Origin of the sequence: Vicingus serpentipes (assembly GCF_007993035.1) — a bacterium.
Classification (GTDB): domain Bacteria; phylum Bacteroidota; class Bacteroidia; order Flavobacteriales_E; family Vicingaceae; genus Vicingus; species Vicingus serpentipes.
In genome coordinates, this window is the sequence record NZ_VOOS01000005.1 from 57,822 (window position 1) to 80,671 (window position 22,850).

Annotated in this window: 22 protein-coding genes and 1 riboswitch; of the genes, 6 read left to right on the top strand and 16 right to left on the bottom strand. The window is 31.6% G+C overall.

All coding sequences use genetic code 11. The features are described 5' to 3' along the window. Window positions 1-101: 101 nt before the first annotated feature. Together FRY74_RS10710 and rimM are read left to right on the top strand one after the other, a co-directional pair. Entirely contained in the window at window positions 102-680 is a 579-nt protein-coding gene (locus FRY74_RS10710) for a 30S ribosomal protein S16 (protein ID WP_147101390.1), read from the top strand. Between the two features lie 6 nt (window positions 681-686). Then, complete coding sequence (gene rimM, locus FRY74_RS10715) at window positions 687-1,226, top strand: ribosome maturation factor RimM (RefSeq protein ID WP_147101393.1); 540 nt, start codon at window positions 687-689, stop codon at window positions 1,224-1,226. On the opposite strand, the gene FRY74_RS10720 is transcribed toward rimM, so the two are convergent. From FRY74_RS10720 to FRY74_RS10760, 9 genes are all read right to left on the bottom strand, one after another. After that, the gene (locus FRY74_RS10720; protein ID WP_147101396.1) at window positions 1,223-1,597 is read right to left on the bottom strand and encodes a group III truncated hemoglobin; all 375 of its coding nucleotides are present in this window, start codon (window positions 1,595-1,597) and stop codon (window positions 1,223-1,225) included. The two genes, rimM and FRY74_RS10720, sit on opposite strands and share 4 nt — an antisense overlap. Next, entirely contained in the window at window positions 1,594-2,571 is a 978-nt protein-coding gene (locus FRY74_RS10725; protein ID WP_147101399.1) for a hypothetical protein, read from the bottom strand. The genes FRY74_RS10720 and FRY74_RS10725 overlap by 4 nt, the downstream gene beginning before the upstream one ends. After that, window positions 2,568-3,044 (bottom strand): DUF6265 family protein, encoded by a 477-nt coding sequence (locus FRY74_RS10730; RefSeq protein WP_147101402.1) that lies wholly within the window; start codon window positions 3,042-3,044, stop codon window positions 2,568-2,570. The genes FRY74_RS10725 and FRY74_RS10730 overlap by 4 nt, the downstream gene beginning before the upstream one ends. Beyond that, the gene (locus tag FRY74_RS10735; protein WP_147101405.1) at window positions 3,010-3,435 is read right to left on the bottom strand and encodes a DUF1801 domain-containing protein; all 426 of its coding nucleotides are present in this window, start codon (window positions 3,433-3,435) and stop codon (window positions 3,010-3,012) included. The genes FRY74_RS10730 and FRY74_RS10735 overlap by 35 nt, the downstream gene beginning before the upstream one ends. Window positions 3,436-3,525: 90 nt before the next feature. Next, a complete protein-coding gene (locus FRY74_RS10740) occupies window positions 3,526-5,967 on the bottom strand; it encodes a TonB-dependent receptor (protein ID WP_147101408.1) in 2,442 nt (813 codons plus the stop codon). Window positions 5,968-6,148: 181 nt separating this feature from the next. Next, window positions 6,149-6,664 carry an AAA family ATPase gene (locus tag FRY74_RS10745; protein WP_147101410.1) on the bottom strand — a complete coding sequence of 172 codons (516 nt, stop codon included), beginning with the start codon at window positions 6,662-6,664 and terminating at the stop codon, window positions 6,149-6,151. Further along, window positions 6,657-7,247 (bottom strand): nicotinamide riboside transporter PnuC, encoded by a 591-nt coding sequence (gene pnuC / locus FRY74_RS10750; RefSeq protein WP_147101413.1) that lies wholly within the window; start codon window positions 7,245-7,247, stop codon window positions 6,657-6,659. The genes FRY74_RS10745 and pnuC overlap by 8 nt, the downstream gene beginning before the upstream one ends. Then, window positions 7,228-7,476 carry a hypothetical protein gene (locus tag FRY74_RS10755; protein ID WP_147101416.1) on the bottom strand — a complete coding sequence of 83 codons (249 nt, stop codon included), beginning with the start codon at window positions 7,474-7,476 and terminating at the stop codon, window positions 7,228-7,230. The genes pnuC and FRY74_RS10755 overlap by 20 nt, the downstream gene beginning before the upstream one ends. 50 nt (window positions 7,477-7,526) lie before the next feature. After that, window positions 7,527-7,616, bottom strand: a riboswitch (TPP riboswitch). Between the two features lie 67 nt (window positions 7,617-7,683). Next, the gene (locus tag FRY74_RS10760) at window positions 7,684-9,894 is read right to left on the bottom strand and encodes an NADP-dependent isocitrate dehydrogenase (protein WP_147101419.1); all 2,211 of its coding nucleotides are present in this window, start codon (window positions 9,892-9,894) and stop codon (window positions 7,684-7,686) included. Window positions 9,895-10,125: 231 nt separating this feature from the next. Between FRY74_RS10760 and rpmB the strand changes: the two genes are divergently transcribed. After that, window positions 10,126-10,359, top strand: coding sequence for a 50S ribosomal protein L28 (gene rpmB, locus FRY74_RS10765; protein ID WP_147101421.1), 234 nt, complete (start codon window positions 10,126-10,128; stop codon window positions 10,357-10,359). A gap of 73 nt (window positions 10,360-10,432) precedes the next feature. Then, window positions 10,433-11,863 carry an aminopeptidase P N-terminal domain-containing protein gene (locus FRY74_RS10770; protein ID WP_147101425.1) on the top strand — a complete coding sequence of 477 codons (1,431 nt, stop codon included), beginning with the start codon at window positions 10,433-10,435 and terminating at the stop codon, window positions 11,861-11,863. On the opposite strand, the gene recQ is transcribed toward FRY74_RS10770, so the two are convergent. After that, the gene (gene recQ / locus FRY74_RS10775) at window positions 11,864-14,071 is read right to left on the bottom strand and encodes a DNA helicase RecQ (RefSeq protein WP_394344902.1); all 2,208 of its coding nucleotides are present in this window, start codon (window positions 14,069-14,071) and stop codon (window positions 11,864-11,866) included. It abuts the gene before it with no gap. Window positions 14,072-14,199: 128 nt separating this feature from the next. On the opposite strand from recQ, the gene FRY74_RS10780 reads away from it, so the two are divergent. Then, window positions 14,200-15,165 carry a KpsF/GutQ family sugar-phosphate isomerase gene (locus tag FRY74_RS10780; RefSeq protein ID WP_147101431.1) on the top strand — a complete coding sequence of 322 codons (966 nt, stop codon included), beginning with the start codon at window positions 14,200-14,202 and terminating at the stop codon, window positions 15,163-15,165. A 3-nt stretch (window positions 15,166-15,168) separates the two neighbouring features. On the opposite strand, the gene rodA is transcribed toward FRY74_RS10780, so the two are convergent. The 6 genes from rodA to purH form a co-directional block, all read right to left on the bottom strand. Further along, window positions 15,169-16,473, bottom strand: coding sequence for a rod shape-determining protein RodA (rodA, locus tag FRY74_RS10785; RefSeq protein WP_147101433.1), 1,305 nt, complete (start codon window positions 16,471-16,473; stop codon window positions 15,169-15,171). After that, entirely contained in the window at window positions 16,470-18,293 is a 1,824-nt protein-coding gene (gene mrdA, locus FRY74_RS10790) for a penicillin-binding protein 2 (RefSeq protein WP_147101435.1), read from the bottom strand. The genes rodA and mrdA overlap by 4 nt, the downstream gene beginning before the upstream one ends. Next, window positions 18,290-18,808, bottom strand: coding sequence for a rod shape-determining protein MreD (locus FRY74_RS10795; RefSeq protein ID WP_147101438.1), 519 nt, complete (start codon window positions 18,806-18,808; stop codon window positions 18,290-18,292). The genes mrdA and FRY74_RS10795 overlap by 4 nt, the downstream gene beginning before the upstream one ends. Further along, window positions 18,805-19,638, bottom strand: coding sequence for a rod shape-determining protein MreC (gene mreC, locus FRY74_RS10800; RefSeq protein ID WP_147101442.1), 834 nt, complete (start codon window positions 19,636-19,638; stop codon window positions 18,805-18,807). The genes FRY74_RS10795 and mreC overlap by 4 nt, the downstream gene beginning before the upstream one ends. 24 nt (window positions 19,639-19,662) lie before the next feature. Next, window positions 19,663-20,685 carry a rod shape-determining protein gene (locus tag FRY74_RS10805; protein ID WP_147101445.1) on the bottom strand — a complete coding sequence of 341 codons (1,023 nt, stop codon included), beginning with the start codon at window positions 20,683-20,685 and terminating at the stop codon, window positions 19,663-19,665. A gap of 108 nt (window positions 20,686-20,793) precedes the next feature. After that, a complete protein-coding gene (purH, locus tag FRY74_RS10810; protein WP_147101448.1) occupies window positions 20,794-22,320 on the bottom strand; it encodes a bifunctional phosphoribosylaminoimidazolecarboxamide formyltransferase/IMP cyclohydrolase in 1,527 nt (508 codons plus the stop codon). 198 nt (window positions 22,321-22,518) lie between these two features. Between purH and FRY74_RS10815 the strand changes: the two genes are divergently transcribed. Continuing rightward, entirely contained in the window at window positions 22,519-22,824 is a 306-nt protein-coding gene (locus tag FRY74_RS10815; RefSeq protein WP_147101451.1) for a DUF4286 family protein, read from the top strand. The last annotated feature ends 26 nt before the right edge of the window (window positions 22,825-22,850 follow it).

Sequence of the window (22,850 nt, forward strand, 5' to 3'; positions counted from 1 at the left end):
TTGATTGAAAAGACAATTTATTTACATCATATCCAAATATTAAGAAACAAATCACTACATTTGCAGGCTCAAAAAATAATTAATTAATTAAATTTTAAAAAATGCCTACAAAAATTAGATTACAAAGACATGGTAAAAAAAGATTTGCTTTTTACCACGTTGTAGTAGCTGACAGCCGTGCCCCACGAGATGGGAAATTTATTGAAAAATTAGGCACGTACAATCCAAACACTAACCCTGCAACAATCGATATCGATTTTGATAGATCTTTGCACTGGGTTAAAACAGGAGCTCAACCTACTGAAACATGTAAAGCCCTTTTATCTTATAAAGGAGTAATACATAAAAATCACCTTGATAAAGGTGTATTAAAAGGAGCTTTAACTCAAGAACAAGCTGACAAAAAATTTGCTGCTTGGCTAGAAGAAAAAGCTAGTAAAATTGATGGTAAAAAAGATAGCTTAGCTAAAGCTGCTGATGCAGATGCTAAAGCTAGATTTGCTGCTGAACAAGAAGCTAATGCAAAAAAAGCTGCTGAAGTTGCTGCTAAAATGGCACCTCCAGTAGAAGAAGTAGTTGAAGAAGCTGCCCCAGAAGTAGAAGCTGTTGCTGAAGCTACTCCAGAAGTTGCTGCTGAAGAAGCACCTGCTGCTGAAGAAGAGAAAAAAGACGCTGAATAATTAACTATGAATATTGAAGAGTGCTTTTATTTAGGTTACACTTCTAAACTTCATGGTAAACAGGGAGAACTCATCGCTAAATTAGATGTAGATAATCCCGAAAAATACAAAAAATTGGAATCAGTCCTTATCCGAGTTCATAAACAGGATAATGTGCTGATTCCTTTTTTTATTACCAATACTCAAGTACTGAATAACGGAACTATTAAATTAAAAATAGATGATGTTGATTCGGTTGATTCAGCCAAAGAGCTTATTGGAAAAGAGTTATACCTTCCTTTAACACAATTACCAAAATTAACTGGCAATAAGTTTTATTACCACGAAGTTGTTGGCTATAAAGTTGTTGATGAAATTAAAGGTGAGTTGGGAATTATTAAAGAAGTTTTAGACTACCCTACTCAAGCTATTATTGAAATAACTCATCCCAGCAAAAAAGAAATTTTGATACCAATTACTGACCAAGTAATTAAGAATGTAAACAGAGAAGAGCAACTTATTGAAGTTTTAGCTCCTGAAGGATTAATTGACTTATATTTAGATTAATTCATTTTACCCAACTTAAACTGCATTACTCCTGCAATTGAATTTGCACTATTCAACATTCTTTGCGCTTTTTCTCCTTTATAATGCTCTTTTACAGTTTCAACAAGCAATTCCAACCACCGATTAAAATGAGCCTTCTGAAGCTCCTCTTTAGCATTTAGTTTAAAATGGATATCCATTACATTCTTTTTATACCCATTCGCGTTTAACAACATGTTCTCCCAAAAATTGGTTAACGATGGTAAATGCTTTTGTAAATCCAAATGAGCAACATCAGTAAAAATGTAGCCAATCAAATCATCTTTTAGCATTTTAGAATAAAATTCATTCATTAAAAATGCAATATCTTCTTTGGTTTCGATGTCTCTCATTTAAACTTAATTTCTTGTAACGACATAGGTAACTCTTTTGCAAGCGACCAAAATTCTATTTCTATTGGGCACAACCCGATTGATTTACGCCTTATATTTAACTCTTTTGGCTTTACAATTTCATTAAAACTTACTTGATAATCCTTATAAGTATAAATTGGGTGTAAATACAATAGAGGGTTTTTAGTTATTCCATTATAACTATCTTCTAGTCTTCCATAAATAAAAGGTTTTAAATTTCCCAACTCAATTTCTTTAATTATCAAAGGTTTTATCTTTTCCCATTGTGAATCTAAGTCATTAAACCCTTTAATAAAATTAGACTCTAACATACGAATTGCATCAAAAGCAGCTCCTCCAACCTTTCTATAAGTTGGAAAACCTTTTTCAAAAAATAAATCCGTTAGATTTTCAAAGTTTACTGAATCTTGCTTTTCTACCGCAGCAATCTCAACTGAATCTTTTAATTCATAAACAATATCACCATCAATAGTTTCAACTCTTTTATATCTTGTATTATTTGATAAGGAATTAATTTCCATTATTTCTTTATAATACACCGAATCAATTTGTAATTCAGCAACCCAACTTAAATACTCTTGATGCCATTTGTCGTAATTCAATTCAAAAACAATGTTTAAATGACTATTTCTAAACTTATCTAAGTCGTACATTTTTTCTACATCTACTTTTGTAGTTCCTCGTTTTACTGCTTTTTTAAGGTAAAATAAAGATTTATCGAACTCATTATTTAAAGAATAAACTCTGGCAAAAAAATAATAGACTTGTCCATTCACATATCTGTTATCTTTTAACGAATCGACATATTGCGTGGCTTCTTGATACAAACCTCTATTGTAATAACCATGCATCATTTTATAATTTACATCAAATTGATAATGCTGTTCTGCAAACGATTGTGCATTAGCAACTAATGATAATATAAGTATGAATAATGTAAATACTAGTTTCACTTCGTTTTTATAAAATAAAAATCAATTTTCTTGTCCCCGCCCTCTATCCAAACATTAATATTACCACCATCTTTGTAGTAACAAATTCTATTTGGAAAATCATGCTCCTTGTTCTCAAAAATTAATTGCTCTGGGTGTTCCGATTTTAATTCAAATAAAACAGGCTCTCCTCCATTTTGGTCAAATACTAACGGAATATAATAGATAATATTTTCTTTTTGAATAACTTGAATGGTTTCGGTTAGCACTGTGTCGTATTGGGTAATATTATACGATTTTCCAATAAAGAGCGTATCATTTTCTTGCTCCCAAGTTTCAAGAATTAACTGATTACCTGAAACCATTTCTCTGCTTCCCAACAACCAGTTTAATTGATTAAGAGTTATCGTTTCTTTTGGAGTACAGCTAGTTAAAAAGATTAAAACAACTATAAATAGTTTAATGCTCTTCTGTGCCAATGTGCCCATTTTCATAACCCTCTTTTATCATTTCTTTTAACACTTCTTTATCAATATCGGCCAATTTATTGATGTATAAACAACCCTTCCCAGTTTTATGTTTCCCAAGCCTACCTAGCATTTCATCGGCCTTAGAAACATCACAACCCATTAAGTACAATGAAATTTTTGCTTTACGAGGCGAAAAGCCCACTTTAAACCAATCTCCTTCTCTACCACTTGCATATTTGTAACGTACATCACCAAAACCAATTATAGAAGCACCCCACATACGAGGCTCTTCTTTAGTTATGGTTTTCATCATTTCTAAAATTTGAAATCCATCTTTTCGTTTCCCTTCGTGGTCCACCGAATTAATAAAATCTTCAACACTTTGATTTGTTTTTTGAGTTTTATTCTCTGCCATGATTTAAATTATTGAGTCTTATCAAATTTAGTAATAATCCCAAACAAAAAAAGCTCCCCAAATGGGAGCTTTTTTTAACTATAAATTATTTTAAAATTTAACCGTTATACCTGCTAAAAAATTAGAGCCTGCTTGAGGGTAAAAAAAGTTTTCAGTAATAGTCTCCCCATAAATATAACTGTAGGTGTACCCATTACTACTATATAAATTGTTTAATATGTTGTTTGCTAATATGCTAAACGAAACCTCTTTTAATTTTTTAGGGAATAAAGTATAAGACAAACCAGCATCTAATGTATAATAAGCGTCTATTTGTCTTTTGCTGTTTGATGTATTATCTAAAAATTGTTCTCCAACATACTTCCCTTGAAGCATTAAGCTTAATGATTTTAAAGGATTATAAACCATCGAAGCTGCACTAATAACATTTGGAGAAAAAGCAATATCAGTGTTGTTATATTTATTTTCAATCACATCATAACCATTTGTATAATCGTAAAGAACTTCTGTAAAATCAGCAATTTTATTTTGTGAAATAGTTGTATTTAAATTTACTGATACTCGTTTACTTAATAACACGCTTGTATTCAACTCAAAACCTGCACGATAACTTTTGTCAACGTTTGCTCGAATTGATGACCCAACATCATTTAGTTCTCCAGTCAATATCAACTGATTAGTATAATCCATATAATAGAAATTTCCTTGAATCAATACTTTTTTCAATTTCACATCAACTCCTAATTCATAATCAATCATCATTTCATGTTTTGGTTGTTTATTGGCAGGATTGTCAATAAAATCATTACGCACTGGCTCATGATTACCAACACTTACAGAAGCATAAGTTCTAACCTTATCACTCAATTGATAACTCAACCCACCTTTAGGATTAAAGAAAATAAAAGTAGTATCGATTGCTAAAACATTTTGATTGTTGTCAATTCCTTTTGTTGAATACTCAACTCTTCTTACCTGCATATCAGCAAAAACAGTCAGTTTTTCACCAACTAAATAATCTGCTTTTAAAAAAGAATTAAAATCTTTTTTCTCACCTGTATTATCATAATAACGATCTCTGATGTTTGATCCATTAGCGTATTCCATCCAAACTAACTCTCCAAAGTGACCACCTTCATAAACGTTATTTCCTCCACCCAAGGTTATTGCCAATTTAGTTGAAGTATATTTTAAATTATAAGTAGCTCCATAAAAATCGTTATCCAACCACCTTCTTCTAATTAGATTAGTAGAAGTAATAATATCGCTCCCAATTACTAAATCAGGTAAATTATAATCAGCAAAATCATCTCCCTGCCTGAATTGCTCATAATATCCTCTCCCATAAGTATAATGCAATGCTGCATTAGCTGAAAATTTAGCATTAAACTGATGGGAGAAATGTAATTGAAAATGATCTTGAGCATAGTTATCTATTTCATTTTCATATTCATAATAATTATATGTTCTTCCAGCATTTAATAAATTGTGTGTTTGTGAAGAGTCTAATCCATTATTTAATGCATGAGCTTCCATGTCCTCTTTATTGCCAGTTATTCTGCTTTCTGGTGTTCCCCACCATGATTGGTAAGTTTTTTCTTTTCCTGCAAAATAGATTGCTTTTATAGCTGTCTTTTTACCATAATAACCTCCTGAAAAATAATAACTCTTTAAATCAGAAGTTGCTCTATCAATATAACCATCAGACTTTATGTAAGATGCTCTCCCATCAAAAGCCCAATGTCCATTAATTAATCCTGTACCTACTTTAGCTGTATACTTTTGGGTATTAAATGAGCCATAAGAAGTTGACAACTCACTATAAGCTTTCTCTTTTAATGTTGTTGTTTGCAAGTTTACAGAACCTCCAAAAGCACCAGCTCCATTTGTAGAAGAACCAACTCCTCTTTGTATTTGAATATTTTCAGTAGAAGAAGCTAAATCTGGCATGTTCACCCAATAAACTCCTTGTGATTCTGCATCATTTACTGGAATTCCATTTATCGTTACATTAATTCGAGTGGCATCTGAGCCTCTTAATCTAAAACCAGTATAACCAACTCCTGCTCCAGCATCACTTGTAGAAACCATTGATACAGAATTTTGAAGTAAGAATGGAATATCTTGCCCTAAATTATTTTTCTCCAACTCTTTTCCGGAGATGTTAGTATGAGCAATAGGTGAATTTTCACCAACTCTTGTTGCCGAAACAACTACTTGATCTAAATTTTGAGATGAATTTTTTAAATCAAAATTTACCTCTACATCTTTGTTTAATCCTTTAATCACAAAAGTTTGAGTAGAGTAGCCAACAAAACTAACTTCAAGCTTATAATCCCCTTCAGCGAGATTTTTTAACTCATAAAAACCATTGTTATCAGAAAAAATCCCTTTAAAGGTTTCTGAAATTCGAACTGTTGCACCAGGCACAGGATTCGACAACGAATCTTTAATTGTTCCTGAAATTGTGAACTGTGAAAAACAATTGACTGATAAGCCAGTTGCTAACGCCAAAAAAAATAACTTTTTCATTATTTAAATAATTTTTGACGAACGATGTGGGGTAACACATTCGTTATGTTAATAATATATTTTTAATTTACCTACGCCAGCATTATCTGGATCAGGTTTTTCTTTCTAATTACATAGAAAGAATGGGTATAATCTCAGCCTGAAAAGTAAGGCACCCCATGAGATGATGCAAAAGTAGAATTTATATTGAACTCTCTATTATTTCTTTTGCTTTTTTTAATCGTGCATTAACATCTCCAGAAATAATATAATATGATAATTTGTGTTTTCCTAGTAGCTCAACATAATTTCCGAATAATCGTTTTCTATCTTCTATACTTGGATGCTCTCTTAAGGGGTCTTCTTCCCAAGGAATATCAATATCACACAACAAATAAATTTTATTATGAGGCTGATCTAAGTGTTCATTAATCCAATCCACTTCTTTATTGTATTTTTCTTTAATCCAAACATAAAAAACCGTTAAGTCAGTGTCCAAAAACAACAATTCATTTTTCAAGATAGCTTCCTTTTCACTTTTTAATTGAATTTTAGCCATTTCAATTACATCTTCAAAAGTGTAATCTTCTCCTAATTTATTTAGATATTCACGAGCATATTCCTTTACCCAAGAGGTATTGTATTCTTGAGCTAGCATTTTTGTTAATGTCGATTTTCCAGTAGATTCTGGACCTGTTATTACGAATTGCTTAGCCAACTTTAATTACTTTTAATTTCTTCCATTCAAAATATCCATAAACAACAATAATGGTGTAAACCAACATTAATAGAGCATAAATATTTAAATCACGTGTAAAATAAAGGTAAACAGAAACACCATCTATCACAATCCAATAAAACCAATTTTCTATCCATTTTTTAGCCATTAAGTATGTTGCAATAAAACTAAAAATGGTAGTAAAGGAATCAATTAATGGTTTTTGAGCTTCTTTAAAAAAATAAACTAATCCAAAATACATTAAAAAAGAAAGCACTATACCAACACTTACAAGCTTAACATGTGTCATTATTTTTCGTTGATAAACTTCTTCTATAACTTCTTGTTTTTTCCAAACCATCCAACCATAAACTCCAGCAAACACATAATAAACAGACAGTAAGGCTTCAGCATATAGCTTGGCATAAACTAAAAATAAATAGACACTTAGAAGCGAACCAATAATTCCAAAAATCCAACAAGAAATTTTATTCTTTGCCATCAAAACAGTGTAAAGCACACCAAAAATAACGGCTAAAATTTCTATTAATAAAGCAATATTATTAGATATCCAAAGCTCCATTCAACACTTTCATTACAAAAATTGCTTTACCATATTTTTCAAAAGAATCTTTTATTTCTTTTTGAATAATATTCATTACCTCATCGTAATCTCCAACAATATGAGTGCTTGTTGCATTTGTTTTTACAGTAATGTTTTCGTTTGCCTTAACTCTACATATAAAATCTAAAATAGGTGGTTCGTAATCTGCATTTAATGGATAGTTACTAATCTCTACAGTTGTTTTCATTCTTCAGTTTTAAATTAAGATCAACTTTAGGAATCAACAAGAAAGAATCAACTTGCTCAGAAACTTTTCCCTTCGGCTGAATTACCAACATCAGGTCAAAAGGGTATAATCTCAGTCTTATGACACCCCTAAAGCTTTCCAAAAGTAAGTATAAAAAAAAAGGCTATACAAATTGCATAGCCTTTTAATTCAATTTATTAAAATCTATTAAGCAACACTTAAAGGTGCTAATATATTGTTTAAAGTAACACTAGGCTGCATAGCTTTTGCAACTAAATCTTCATCTGCAAAGTAATAACCATTAATGTTCTGAGATTTACCTTGAGCTCCAATTAATTCTTGATTAATAGCTACTTCATTAGTTCTTAATGCATCAGCAATTGGAGTAAATTCTGCTTTTAATTCAGCATTATTATTTTGAGCAGCTAAAGCTTCTGCCCAATACATTGCTAAGTAAAAATGAGAACCTCTATTGTCGATTTGTCCAATTTTACGAGCTGGTGATTTATCATTTTCTAAAAACTTTTCAGTTGCTGCATCTAAAGCATCTGCTAAAACTTGTGCCTTAGGATTGTTTCTTGTTATAGCAACATGCTCTAACGAAACTGCTAAAGCTAAAAATTCACCCAAAGAATCCCAACGTAAATAACCTTCTTCAATAAATTGTTGAACATGTTTTGGTGCAGAACCTCCAGCACCTGTTTCAAACAACCCTCCGCCATTCATTAACGGAACAATTGACAACATTTTTGCGGATGTTCCTAATTCTAAAATTGGAAATAAATCTGTTAGGTAATCTCTTAAAACATTTCCAGTTACCGAAATGGTATCTTGTCCGGCTTTCACTCTTGCTAAAGTGAAAGTAGTTGCTTCATCAGGGTTTTTAATTAAAATTTCTAATCCTGATATATCATGATTTGGCAAATATGTATTTACCTTTTTAATAATCTCTCTATCATGAGCTCTGTTTTCATCTAACCAAAAAACAGCAGGCACTCCAGTTGCTCTAGCTCTACTAACAGCTAATTTTACCCAATCTTGAATTGGAGCATCTTTTACCTGGCACATTCTAAAAATATCTCCAGCTTCTACTTTCTGCTCCATTAATACCGTCCCATTTGAGTCAATTACCTTAACCGATCCATCGGCCTCCATTTGGAATGTTTTATCGTGAGAACCGTACTCTTCTGCTTTTTGAGCCATTAAACCAACATTAGGAACTGTTCCCATTGTTGTTGGGTCAAAAGCTCCATTCTTTTTACAGAAATCAATAGTTGATTGATATATACCAGCATAACATCTGTCTGGAATTATTGCTTTTGTATCTTGTTGCTGTCCAGCTGCATTCCACATTTGACCTGAAGTACGAATCATCGCAGGCATACTTGCATCAATAATTACATCACTTGGCACATGTAAATTTGTAATTCCTTTATCAGAGTTTACCATTGCCACAGCTGGTTTAAATTTATACAATTCATCAATTGCAGCCTTTACCTCAGCTTCTTTAGCATGACCAGTAATTTTTGTATAAACATCACCCAAACCATTATTTGTATTCACGCCTAATTCAGCAAACAAATCAGTATATTGTTCAAATATCTCTTTGTAAAAAACTTCTACTATTGCTCCAAAAATAATTGGATCAGATACTTTCATCATGGTCGCCTTCATATGAACTGAAAACAAAACACCTTTAGCTTTAGCATCTTCTATTTCTTTAGCAACAAATGTTTTTAAAGAACTTAAACTCATTGCTGAACAATCAATTATTTCTCCTGCTAAAAGCGGAGTTGATGCTTTTAATGTTTTTGTATTTCCATCATTGCCAACAAACTCAATTTTTACATCTGTAGCATTGGCAATAGTTAACGATTTTTCACTTCCATAAAAATCATTAGCACTCATACTTGCCACATGCGTTTTAGAATCAGCACTCCAAGCACCCATAGAATGTGGATGTTGTTTCGCATAATTTTTTACTGCTTTTGGAGCTCTTCTATCAGAGTTTCCCTCTCGTAAAACAGGATTAACAGCAGAACCTAACACTTTTGCATATTTTGCTTTAGTAGCATCATCACCTGGATAATCAGGAATAGCATAACCTTTTGCTTGTAATTCTTTTATTGCTTCAGTTAATTGAGGAACAGAAGCAGAAATATTTGGTAACTTAATAATGTTTGCTTCTGGAGTTTTTGCTAAAGCTCCTAACTCAGCTAAAGCATCGTTTACCTGTTGGTTAGCAGGTAAAACATCAGCAAAATTTGCTAGAATTCTTGCCGCCAATGAAATATCTTTCGTTTCAACCTCTATATCAGAAGAAGCAGTAAAAGCCTTTACGATTGGAAGGAATGAGTATGTTGCTAAAGCTGGAGCCTCATCAGTTTTAGTGTAAAATATTTTTGATTTTTCTGCCATTTTTTGCTGTTTTTATAGTGAAAATAATGTTCCGTAATTCGACTGCGAAGCTACTTATTTTAAGCCTTTTATTCAAGAGAATAACAAGGTAAATTATAAGTATTTTATCTTATGTTTGCAGAGAGAAATTTCTCATTCAAAAAAAGAGTGAAAATTATTCACAATTATTTGTTTGAATATTAAAATAAATTTTACGTAATTTGCACTCCTCAAAATTTAAAGAGATAAGATATGTCAAAAGTTTGTCAAATAACAGGAAAGAAAGTAATTACAGGTAATAATGTATCTCACTCTAAGAGAAGAACAAAAAGAAAATTTTACCCAAACTTACAAACTAAAAAATTCTTTATTCCAGAAGAAGATAAGTGGATTACACTTAAAGTTTCTAATGCAGCATTAAGAACTATTGATAAAAATGGTATTACTGCTACTATGAAAGAAGCTAAAGCTAAAGGATTTTTATAAAATATTACAATAATTTTATTATTGGTATAAACGTTGTTACATTAGTAGCAACGTTTTTTTTTTGCAATAAATCATGGTTAAAAAATTAATTTTTATATCCCTTTGTTTCTTACTTACTTTTATCAGTAAAGCTCAAGAAAACACACTTGCTATTCAAACAGTTCCTGAATTAATAAACCTAGACTACGATACTGATTTATTAACTCCTAGTTTTTTCTCAAAAAATAGAAATGCTTTAAGACAATTAATGCCTGCAAACTCTGTTGCTGTATTTTTTGCAAACCCAATACGTAACCGTTCTAATGATGTAGATTATGAATATCATCAAGATCCTAACTTTTATTATCTAAGCGGATTAAGAGAACCACATGCTGTACTTTTAATTTTTAAAGAGCCTCAACAATTTGGGAACGGAACAAAAACTGATGAACTTTTGTTTTTACAAAAAAGAGATGCGAGTGATGAAGTATGGACAGGAAAAAGACAAGGAGTAGAAGGGGCCACAAAATTTCTAGGAATAAATATTGCCTTCACTGGCGAAGAGTTTAGTTCATTTGAAACAGAATTAGACTCATTTGATAAGATTTTAATTACTGAATTACCCGAAGATGTAAAAAATTTAGACCAAAAAGACGATCTCTATAATCTTATCGGTTCTTTTAAATTAAAAACAGAAAAATCTAATGCTAAAATTGACGATCAAGATTTAAAATACATGATGGCTCAATTGCGTCAAATAAAATCTGACGAAGAAATTATATTGCTAAAAAAAGCAATAGAAATGACTTGTGATGCTCAAATTGAATTAATGAAAGCATTAAAACCGAATATGACAGAATATCAATCAGAAGCTATTGTTGAATATGTTTTCAAAAAAAATGGAGCTGAATACCCTGGTTTCCCTTCAATATTAGGTGGTGGTGAAAACTCTTGTATTCTACATTACACTTCAAACCGAAAACCACTTAATGGAAATGATATGTTGGTAAGCGATATTGGAGCTGAATACCATGGATACACCGCTGATGTTACCAGAACACTACCAACAGATGGTATTTTCTCTGAAGAAGAAAAAATTATTTACAATATTGTTTATGAAGCTCAACAAGCGGGAATTACACAATGTAAAGCTGGCAACAAGTTTTGGGACCCACATAATGCTGCAACAGAAATTATTTCTACAAAATTAATGGAGCTAGGAATAATTGACAAAGCCTACAAGGTTAGAGAATATTTTATGCACGGCACTTCTCACTATTTAGGATTGGATGTGCACGATGCTGGACTTTACACTCCTTTAGAAAAAGGAAACGTAATTACTGTAGAGCCTGGAATTTATATTGCTGAAGGCAGTGATTGTGACCCAAAATGGTGGAACATTGGTGTAAGAATTGAGGATGACATTTTAATAACTGAAGGCGAACCGATTACTTTATCTGCTAAAGCTCCTCGTAAAATTGAAGAAATTGAAGCATTGATGAAAGAGGAAAGTAAGTTTGAGTAACTAATTTGCAACCTCTGACATAAACTTAATACGCAACATACGCATTTCTTCTTCAGAGAAGGAATCTTCAAATTCATCTAAAGCTTCTTCTATATCATCTGTTTCAGCTTCCATAAAGTATTCAAAAACTTCTTCTTGGTCAGCTTCATCTATCAAATCATCTAAATAATAATTGATATTTACTTTTGTACCTGATTGAACAATCATTTCCATTTCACTCAACACATCATCCATCTCAATTCCTTTTGCAGCGGCAATATCTTCTAAAGGCATTTTTCGGTCAATACTCTGCACAACAAAAACTTTTAATCCTGATTTATTGACAACAGATTTTACCACCATATCTAATGGTCTCTCAATATCATTGTCTTCTACATATTTCGCAATAACCTCAATAAATTCATGACCAAATTTTTCTGCTTTTCCTTGTCCAACACCAGAAATGGCTGTCATCTCTTCCATTGTAATTGGATATCGAGTTGCCATATCTTCTAAAGAAGGGTCTTGAAAAAGAACATAAGGAGGAAATCCTTTTTCTTTAGCGATTGATTTTCTTAAGTCTTTTAAAATCTTAAACAACACTTCATCTGCAGCCCCTCCACCTTTTTGATGCACTATATTTTCTCCATCGTCAACATCACTATAATCATGCGCTCTTACAATCATAAACGAATGCGGCGATTCAATAAAATCTTTCCCTTTCTTGCTAATTTTTAAAACACCATAATTTTCAATTTCTTTAATAATGAAACCTTCAATAATGCTTTGTCTAATTAGGGCATTCCAATAATTTTCGTCTTTATCTTCTCCTTCTTTCTGTTTTCCTAAGCCAAACATTTTATGTGTATCGTGTCCAAACGATTTTATATCTGAACTTCCTTTACCCGCAACAAAATTGGCAATATATTTTGCCTTAAACATTTCATTTAATCCTAAAATAGATTCTAACAACAACTTCACATCATCCTTACCTTCTAATTTTTCTTTAGGATTTGCGCAGTTATCACACATCCCCTTATCAGAACAATCGGTATCAGTATATTTCTCACCAAAATAGTGCAACAGTTGAATTCTTCTACACACAGCAGTTTCTGCATAAGAAACCATTTCGAAAATAAGCTGCATTCCTATTTCCATTTCTGCAACTGGTTTCCCATGTAAAAACTTTTCTAACTTTTCAATGTCTTTGTAGCTATAAAAAGCAATACAATGCCCTTCTCCCCCATCTCTACCAGCCCTACCTGTTTCTTGGTAATAGCTTTCTAAACTTTTTGGTATATCATGATGTATAACAAAACGAACATCTGGTTTATCAATACCCATTCCAAAGGCAATAGTTGCAACAATTACATCTACATCCTCCATTAAAAACATATCTTGATGTTTTGCCCTAGAAGCAGAATCTAAACCTGCATGATAAGGCAATGCTTTTATTCCATTTACCTGTAAAAGTTCAGCAATTTCTTCAACTTTTTTACGACTTAAACAATAGATAATTCCACATTGTCCTTCGTGTTGTTTAATTGCTTTTATAATTTCTTTTTTAACATCTTTCTTAGGTCTAATCTCATACATTAAATTGTCTCGATTAAACGATGCTTTAAATACTTTAGCATCAGTCATTCCTAAGTTTTTCTGAATATCTTCCTGAACTTTAGGTGTGGCTGTAGCTGTTAATGCTATAATTGGCACTCTGTCTATGGCTTCAATAATCGACCTTAATCTTCTATATTCTGGCCTAAAATCATGCCCCCACTCTGAAATACAATGCGCTTCGTCAATTCCAAAAAAAGATATTTTAATACTTTTTAAAAACTCAACATTTTCCTCTTTAGTTAACGACTCTGGTGCAACATATAATAATTTAGTAATACCATTAGTTACATCTTCTTTAACTTTTTTTGCTTCTGTTTTATTTAAAGAAGAATTATAAAAGTGAGCAATACCATCTTCACTAGCAATACCACGAATAGCATCAACTTGATTTTTCATTAAAGCAATCAATGGTGAGACGATGATTGCCGTCCCTTCACATATTAATGCTGGGAGTTGGTAACACATAGATTTTCCACCTCCTGTTGGCATTATTACGAAAGTATCATTACCTTCTAATAAATTTAAGATTACTTTTTCTTGTTCACCTTTAAACTTATCGAAACCAAAATGTTTCTTTAAATAATCAGTAATTGGAGCTTCTAATGTTTGTATCGACACTTGTTTTGGTATTTTATTACATTTGCATATTAAAGATACAACATTTAATCGGTTTAAATTTAGATTTTTACTAAAAAAAGCACCATAATTTAGCCCAAATATTATTTCTAAACTCTCAATGAATGGCATTAGCTGATGAAATTAAAAAACATGCTGTAGAAGCATTAAAAATTGAAGCTCAATCAATTGAGAACTTAATTTCTTTTATTGATGATGATTTTACAAACGCCGTAGAATTAATTTTGAATTCGAAAGGTAGGGTTGTAATTACTGGAATAGGTAAAAGTGCAATTGTTGCTCAAAAAATTGTAGCGACATTAAACTCAACTGGTACTCCATCAATTTTTATGCATGCTGCAGATGCTATTCATGGCGACCTTGGAAATATTCAACAAGACGACGTTGTAATTTGTATTTCAAAAAGCGGAAATACTCCAGAAATAAAAGTTTTAGTTCCTCTAGTAAAAAGCTTTAACAATAAATTAATTGCTATTACTGGAAATACAGAATCGGTTCTTGGAAAACAAGCTGACTATATATTAAATACTTACGTTGAAACCGAAGCTTGCCCAAATAATTTAGCCCCTACTAGCAGTACTACTGCTCAGATGGCAATGGGAGATGCTTTGGCTGTTTGCCTATTAAATCAACGTGGATTTACCAGTAAAGATTTTGCTAAGTATCACCCAGGTGGTTCTTTAGGGAAAAAATTATATTTACGTGTAGCCGATGTATTTATTAATAATGCTAAACCACAAGTTTCTGCTAACCAAAAATTATCTGAAGTAATCATAGAGATATCATCAAAACGATTAGGAATAACTGCTGTGGTTGAAAACGAAACCTTACTCGGTGTTGTTACCGACGGCGATTTAAGAAGAATGTTAGAGAAAAACCAAGATATAACTACTTTAACAGCAAAAGATATTATGAGTGCCTCTCCAAAAACCATTAAACCTGATACTTTAGCTATTGAAGCTTTACACATTATGGAAAACAACAACATTACTCAATTGCTAGTTGCTGAAAACAACATCTACCTTGGCGTAATCCACTTACATGATTTGCTTAAAGAAGGAATAATTTAAATCTTACCTCAAAACATTTATTCGTTCGGCGTCAAGCTTTACAAAAATAAAAAGTAAGATGGTGAATGACCATAATGAAGACCCTCCATAACTAATAAATGGTAATGGGATCCCTATAACGGGAGCTAACCCAATTGTCATTCCTATATTGATTAAGAAGTGAAAAAATAGAATTGAGGCAACAGAATATCCATAAATTCTAGAAAAAATAGAACGTTGTCGTTCTGCCAAAAAAAGCAACCTTAAAAACAAACCTAGATAAATACAAACCAAAATAAAAGTCCCAAAAAAGCCCCACTCTTCTCCAATTGTACAGAAAATAAAATCGGTAGACTGCTCTGGTACGAAGTCAAACTTAGTTTGTGTTCCATCCAAAAACCCTTTACCAAAAAAACCTCCTGATCCAATAGCTATTAGAGATTGATTTACATTGTAACCTGCTCCATGAGGATCAGATTCAATTCCTAATAATACATTAATTCTTTTTGATTGATGAGGCTCTAATACGTTTTCGAAAATATAATCGACACTATAAATTAAACCCACGGAAAGTATTAAAGCAGTTGAAACTACTAACCACATTTTCTTCACTTTTCGAGTATTGTAAATAATAATTCCAGCAATAGCAGTTAAGACAAGCATCAATAATACATCACCACTTAAAACGATGTTTTCAAAGAAAGTGAAATCATTAATCCTTAATAATAAGGAGAGCACAAAAAGAAAAGCGGTATAAAGTCCAATTAAAAGAATATTACCAGACAAGCCCTCTCTGTAAAGCACAAAAACAAATGAAGCATAAACCAAAGTAGAACCAGTATCGTTTTGCAATAAAATTAAAACAGCAGGAATTCCAATAATTATGGATGCAATGACCTTGGTTTTAATATCTTGCATTTTAATATTTAGGGTTGAAAGATATTTGGCAAGGGCTAATCCTGTGGCAAATTTGGCAAATTCAGAAGGTTGTATTGCAAAACTCCCAATTTTAAACCATGAACGAGCACCTTTAATATCTGAACCGACTAACAATACAGCAATTAACAGCAAGAGTATAACTCCATAAATTGGATAGGCAAAGGAGGTGAAAAATTGCCCTTCGAATAAAAGAATAATAAATGCAACAACTAGTGCTAAACCTATCCACAATAGTTGCTTTCCATATCGTTGAGAAATATCAAAAATAGAATGGTGCTCTTCATTGTAAACAGCAGCATAAATATTAATCCAACCAATAAAAACTAACACTAAATAAATTAATATCGTAGGCCAATCTACATTTGCGAATATGTTTCGTTGATTTCTCATTTCTTTTGTACAACGTCCATTAAATTAGCTTCTAAAATTCTTTTTTCTTTCAAAGGATCGGCAATAGTATCATGTAAATATTTTTCCATCATTAAACTTGCAATTGGTGCAGCCCAGGTCCCACCAAATCCTGCATTTTCAATATATACAGCAATAGCAATTTTAGGGTTATTTTTAGGTGCAAATGCCATAAAAATAGAATGATCTTCACCGTGTGGATTTTGAGCAGTGCCTGTTTTTCCACAAACCTCAACACTATCAATTTTTGCTCTTCTTGCTGTTCCACCAGCTTCTTCAACTACTCGTTGCATACCATCTAAAATAGGATCAAAATATTTAGCATCTATTCCTACATCATTTTTAATCTTAAAAATAAAAGGGATAGTATCTTGACCTTTTACTTCTTTCATTAAATGGGGAGTATAATAATAACCTCTGTTCGCAATTATTGCTGATAAATTAGCCATTTGTAAAGGAATTACACCAATCTCACCTTGACCAATACTTAATGAGTAAATTGTACTAAACGCCCATCTTCCTTCTCCATACCACTTATTATAAAATTTAACATCAGGAATGTATCCACTTTTTATCGCTGGTAAATCTGTTTGTAATCTTAATCCAAGACCAAATTTTTTCACTTTTAAATTCCAATTAGCCAATCCTATCTCACTATCTTTAAAAATACTCTTCGATTTACCTTGCATTAATATACGCTTAAACACACTGTAATAATAAGGATTACAAGACATTTTAACAGATGAAGAAACATTTGTTGCTGCTGGGTGATTGTGACAACCAACATAACTTTTAATACAAGGAAATCCGGTATTTTCAGTAATAACTCCTTCCTGCATACCAATTAAAGCTTGTATAATTTTAAAAGTAGATCCTGGTGGATAACTTGCCATTAAAGCCCTATTAAACAAAGGCTTAACTTCATCATTCAATAAAATTGGGTAGTTTTTTTTCACATCCCTACCCACAAGTTTATTAGGATCATAAGCAGGAGCTGAAACAAGAGCTAAAATTTCACCTGTTTCAGGCTCTATTGCAACAATACTTCCTTTTTTATTTCCCATCAATAACTCACCATACTCTTGCAATTCTGCATCTATTGTGGTAAATATAGTTTGTCCTGTAACAGCCATTGTATCAGACAACCCTCCATTAAAACTCCCTTTTTCGCGATTATGAACGTCAACTAAAATTCTTTTTACCCCTCTTTTACCTCTTAATAATTCTTCATAAGAAAGCTCAATTCCACTCTTCCCAATATAATCTCCAGATTTATAATATTTATTTCCCTCTATATCTGATTGATTAACCTCTCCAATATACCCTAGAATATGTGCTGCGCTTTTTCTTGGGTATTTTCTTAACGTTCTGGTTTGCACAAAAAAACCAGGATATTCATAGAGTTTTTCTTGAATTTTAGCATATTCCTCTGATGAAATTTCTTTTTCAAAAACAGATGGCTTGTACCTAGAATAATTCCTTGCTTTAGTATATTTCTGAATGAAATTTTCTTTCGAAACGCCTAAGAGTTCACAAAAAGCAATAGTATCCATTTCTTCTACTTGCTTTGGAATTACCATTAAATCATAAGCCGCTTCATTATATACCAATAATAATCCGTTACGATCATATATTAATCCACGAGCAGGATATTGAACAATTTCCCTTAAAACATTGTGATCAGAATCTAACTTATACTTATCGTTTAATACTTGAACATTAAACAATCGTATTAAAAAAATAAATCCTATTACTAGGAAAATCAAACCAATTGTAAATTTTCTATTGGAAAGATTATTCATTTTCTTTTCCCCGATTTATAACTGAAAAGTTGAGTAATTAATATTAGAATTAATGTAAAAATTGAACTCATCAGGATTCTTCCTAAAGTAGAAAAGAAATGTGAAAAAGTAAATGATTCTATAAAAAACAAAAAGATATGATGCAAAAAAACCAAGATACCAGAATATATTAAAAACCAAGTCAACCCCATGTATTGAATTTGAGGTTCAGTACCAAACTCATAACCTCCCCTTGGCTCAATCAATTTTAAAACATACTTTCTAGTAAAAGCCATAAATAAAGTGGCTGAAGTATGCATACCAAGTGTGCTAGTAAAAACATCTATCGAAACACCCAAAACAAAAGCAATTAACAACCCTAACCATGATGGCATTTCAAAAGGAAGTAACAGAATAAGCAACACATATAAATAAGGATTTATATACCCTCCAAAACCTATATTATTAAGAATTAACCCTTGAGTTAAAACCAATAATATAAAAATGATTGTATATTTTATTATATCTCTAATCATCCCCCTTCAAGGTTTTTTGATTCAAGTAATTCTTTTTCTTCTTTCAATAAAGATCTAACTATATAAACGTGTGAAATATTTTTATAATCTTCCGAAAACTCAACTTTAATATTGTAAAAATTATTCCCTTCTGGCAAATCAAATTCTTTAACTGTACCTATCAATATATTTTCAGGAAATATTGAAGAAAAACCACTTGTAACAATAGTATCTCCAATAGCTAAATTTACATGATTAGGAATATCTTTTAAATCGGCAATTCTGTAATCATTATTTCCCCAAACTAGAGACCCAAAGTAGCCTGATTTTTTTATTTTAGCGCTTAGTTTATTTTTTTCGTGTAAAACGGACATTACTGAACTAAAATGTTCCGACACATTTTTTACAATGCCGACTACACCTTTAGATGAAATCACACCCATTTCAGGTCTTATCCCATTAATACCACCTTTATCTAGGGTAATGTAATTTTGTCTTTTATTGGTTGAATTGTTAATAACCTTAGCCGAACTGTAAACGTAATTTTGAAGGTAAGTTGTATCGTTAATTTGAACAAGTCGTCCAAAAACTTTCATAAACGAAGATACATTTGTTGATTGCAATCTTGCATTTTGGTCTGCTAAAACTTGATTTTCTTCTTTTAAATGAAAATAATCATTAAAGTTATTTACGGTAGCATAAAGGTTTCCTACCAAAAAATTAGATGAATTAAAAAACTTCGAATTTTGGTAATTATTATTTTGAATAAGCATTCCAAAAGCAACAACTTCAAGAACGACAAAAAGGAAAATAAATGAATTTTTGGTTAAAAACCGAAGTAAATTCCTCATTATAATTTAATTTGTTTTGATTAATTACTTAATCAAGAAAGGTAATTTGCTTACATTCTTTAAAGCAATTCCTGTTCCACGAGCTACAGCTCTCAATGGGTCTTCTGCAATATGTACAGGTAATTTTGTTTTTAAAGAAATACGTTTATCCAGACCTCTTAACATTGAACCACCTCCTGCTAAATAAAGACCCGTTTTATAAATATCTGCTGATAATTCAGGAGGAGTCATTTCAAGAGCACTTAAAACAGCCTCTTCTATTTTTGCAATAGATTTATCTAAAGCATGAGCTATTTCACTATATGAAACAGTAATTTCTTTAGGTGTTCCTGTCATTAAATCTCTACCTTGAACTGCATAATCTTCAGGTGGGTTTTCTAATTCAGTTAAGGCTGAACCACATTCTATTTTAATTTGCTCTGCCGAACGTTCTCCAATCAATAAATTATGCTGTCTTCTCATGTAGTCAACAATATCATTGGTAAAATCATCTCCTGCAACACGAATTGATTTATCACAAACAATACCTCCTAATGCAATTACTGCAATTTCTGAAGTACCACCTCCTATATCAATAATCATATTTCCCATTGGCTCTAACACATCAATACCAATACCAATTGCTGCAGCCATAGGCTCATGAATTAAATAAACTTCTTTTCCTCCTGCATGTTCTGCAGAATCTTTTACTGCACGTTTTTCAACTTCAGTAATTCCTGAAGGAATACAAATTACCATTTTTAATGATGGTGTAAACAACTGCTTTTTAGGGTTAATCATTTTAATCATCCCTCTAATCATATGCTCTGCAGCATCAAAATCTGCAATTACTCCATCTTTTAACGGTCTAATTGTTTTAATATCCTCATGAGTTTTACCATGCATTTGCATTGCTTTTTTTCCAACAGCAATAATTTTGCCTGACATCCTATCTTTTGCAACAATTGAAGGTTCATCAACAACCACTTTATCATTATGTATGATAAGTGTATTTGCAGTACCAAGGTCAATGGCAATTTCTTGTGTTAAAAAGCTGAATAATCCCATTCGTGAATATTATATAGTTTCGTTTATTAAGGTAATAAATTTATGATTAAAAAATGTACATCTACCTTTTAACTAAAGAAAAGATAAACAGCATTTTGTTGATTACGTTTAATGTCTAAAATGTCTAATTCCTGTTGTTACCATTGCCATATCATTTGCATCACAATAATCAATTGATTCTTGATCCTTAATAGACCCTCCAGGCTGAACAACAGCAGTAATTCCAGCTTCTTTTGCTAATGCTACACAATCTGGAAACGGGAAAAATGCATCAGAAGCCATTACAGCTCCTTTTAAATCAAAGCCAAATGCATTTGCTTTTACAACAGCTTGTTTAAGAGCATCAACTCTTGAAGTTTGACCAGTTCCACTAGAAATTAAGGTTTGATTTTTAGCAAAAACTATTGTGTTTGATTTCGTATGCTTCACTAATTTATTAGCAAACTCTAAATCTTTTATTTCTTGAGCTGTCGCTGTTTTTTTAGTAACTATAGTAAAATCATTTCCTCCAGCAGTTTTTAAATCTTTATCTTGTTCTAAGACACCATTTAAAATTGTTCTGAATTGTTTTTTAGCCAATTCAATTGGTTTTTGAACAAGAATCACTCTATTCTTTTTTCCTTTTAAAATTTCTAAAGCATCAGCATCATATCCAGGAGCAATTACCACTTCACAAAACAATTGGTGAATTTCTTCAGCAGTTGCTTTATCAATTTTCTGATTGCTAATTAATATTCCTCCAAAAGCAGAAACTGGATCTCCAGCTAGTGCATCTTTATAAGCATCCAACAAATTTTCTCTTGTTGCTAAACCACAAGCATTATTGTGTTTTAAAATAGCAAATGTTGCATTATCTTTAGAGAATTCTGAAATCAGATTTACAGCAGCATCTACATCTAATAAGTTATTGTAAGAAAGTTCTTTTCCATGTAACTTGTCGAACATTTCATCTAAATCTCCATAAAAAACACCTTCTTGGTGAGGGTTTTCTCCATATCGAAGAACTTGTGATTTCGTAATGCTTTGTTTGAAATATTTTTCTTCTTCGTTATTGAACCAATTAAAAATTGCCGTATCATAATGAGACGAAACATTAAAAGCCAATTTTGCTAAATGTTTTCTATCTGCTAATTCTGTTACACCATTATTCTTTTGCAAAACAGAAAGTACATCTGCATATTGTTCTCTTGAAGAAACAATTACAACATCTTTAAAATTTTTAGCCGCAGCTCTAATCAAAGAAATTCCACCTATATCAATTTTTTCAATAATATCTTGTTCTGTTGCTCCAGAAGCTACTGTATCCTCAAAAGGATACAAATCAACAATTACTAAATCAATTTCTGGGATTTCATATTCTTCAAGTTGAGCAATATCTGAATCCAACTCTCTTCTACTTAAAATACCTCCAAAAACCTTTGGATGCAAAGTTTTTACTCTACCTCCCAAAATTGAAGGGTAAGAAGTTAAACTTTCAACTGGGGTAACTTCAATATTTAAATCTTCAATAAATTTTTGTGTCCCTCCGGTAGAAAATAATTTAACACCTTGCTTATTTAATTCTTGAATAATTGGCGCTAAGTTATCTTTATGAAAAACTGAAATTAATGCGTTTTTAATCTTCTTTTGACTCATTCTTAATGGTTTATGAGATTATTTATTTAAATTATTTTTTGAATTTTTGAAGATGCAATTTTACTGCTTTTTAAACCCTTAACCAATTTGAAAAGCTGCAATTTCATACTTTGTTGATAAATGACCTGAATTGTTTATAAACACTCTCGATGAGTATTCTTTTTTGATTGATTAATTTTGAAATAAAATTATACAACTATGATTATCTATAACGTAACAGTAAATATTGAAAATGATGTACATGATGACTGGTTTAATTACATGAAAACCACTCATATTCCTGAAGTAATGCAAACTGGTTTTTTCTTAGATCATAAAATTTGTAAAGTACTCAGCACGCAAGAAGATGAAACAGGGCATACTTATGCTATTCAATATACTTGCGCAAAAATGGAAGACCTAGAAGAATACCAAGCAAAACACGCACCTGAATTACAAAAAGACCACATGAGTAGATTTGAAGGTAAATTTGTTTCGTTTAGAACTTTGTTGGAGGTGGTTTAGAAATGTCTCAGCTAGACATAATAATT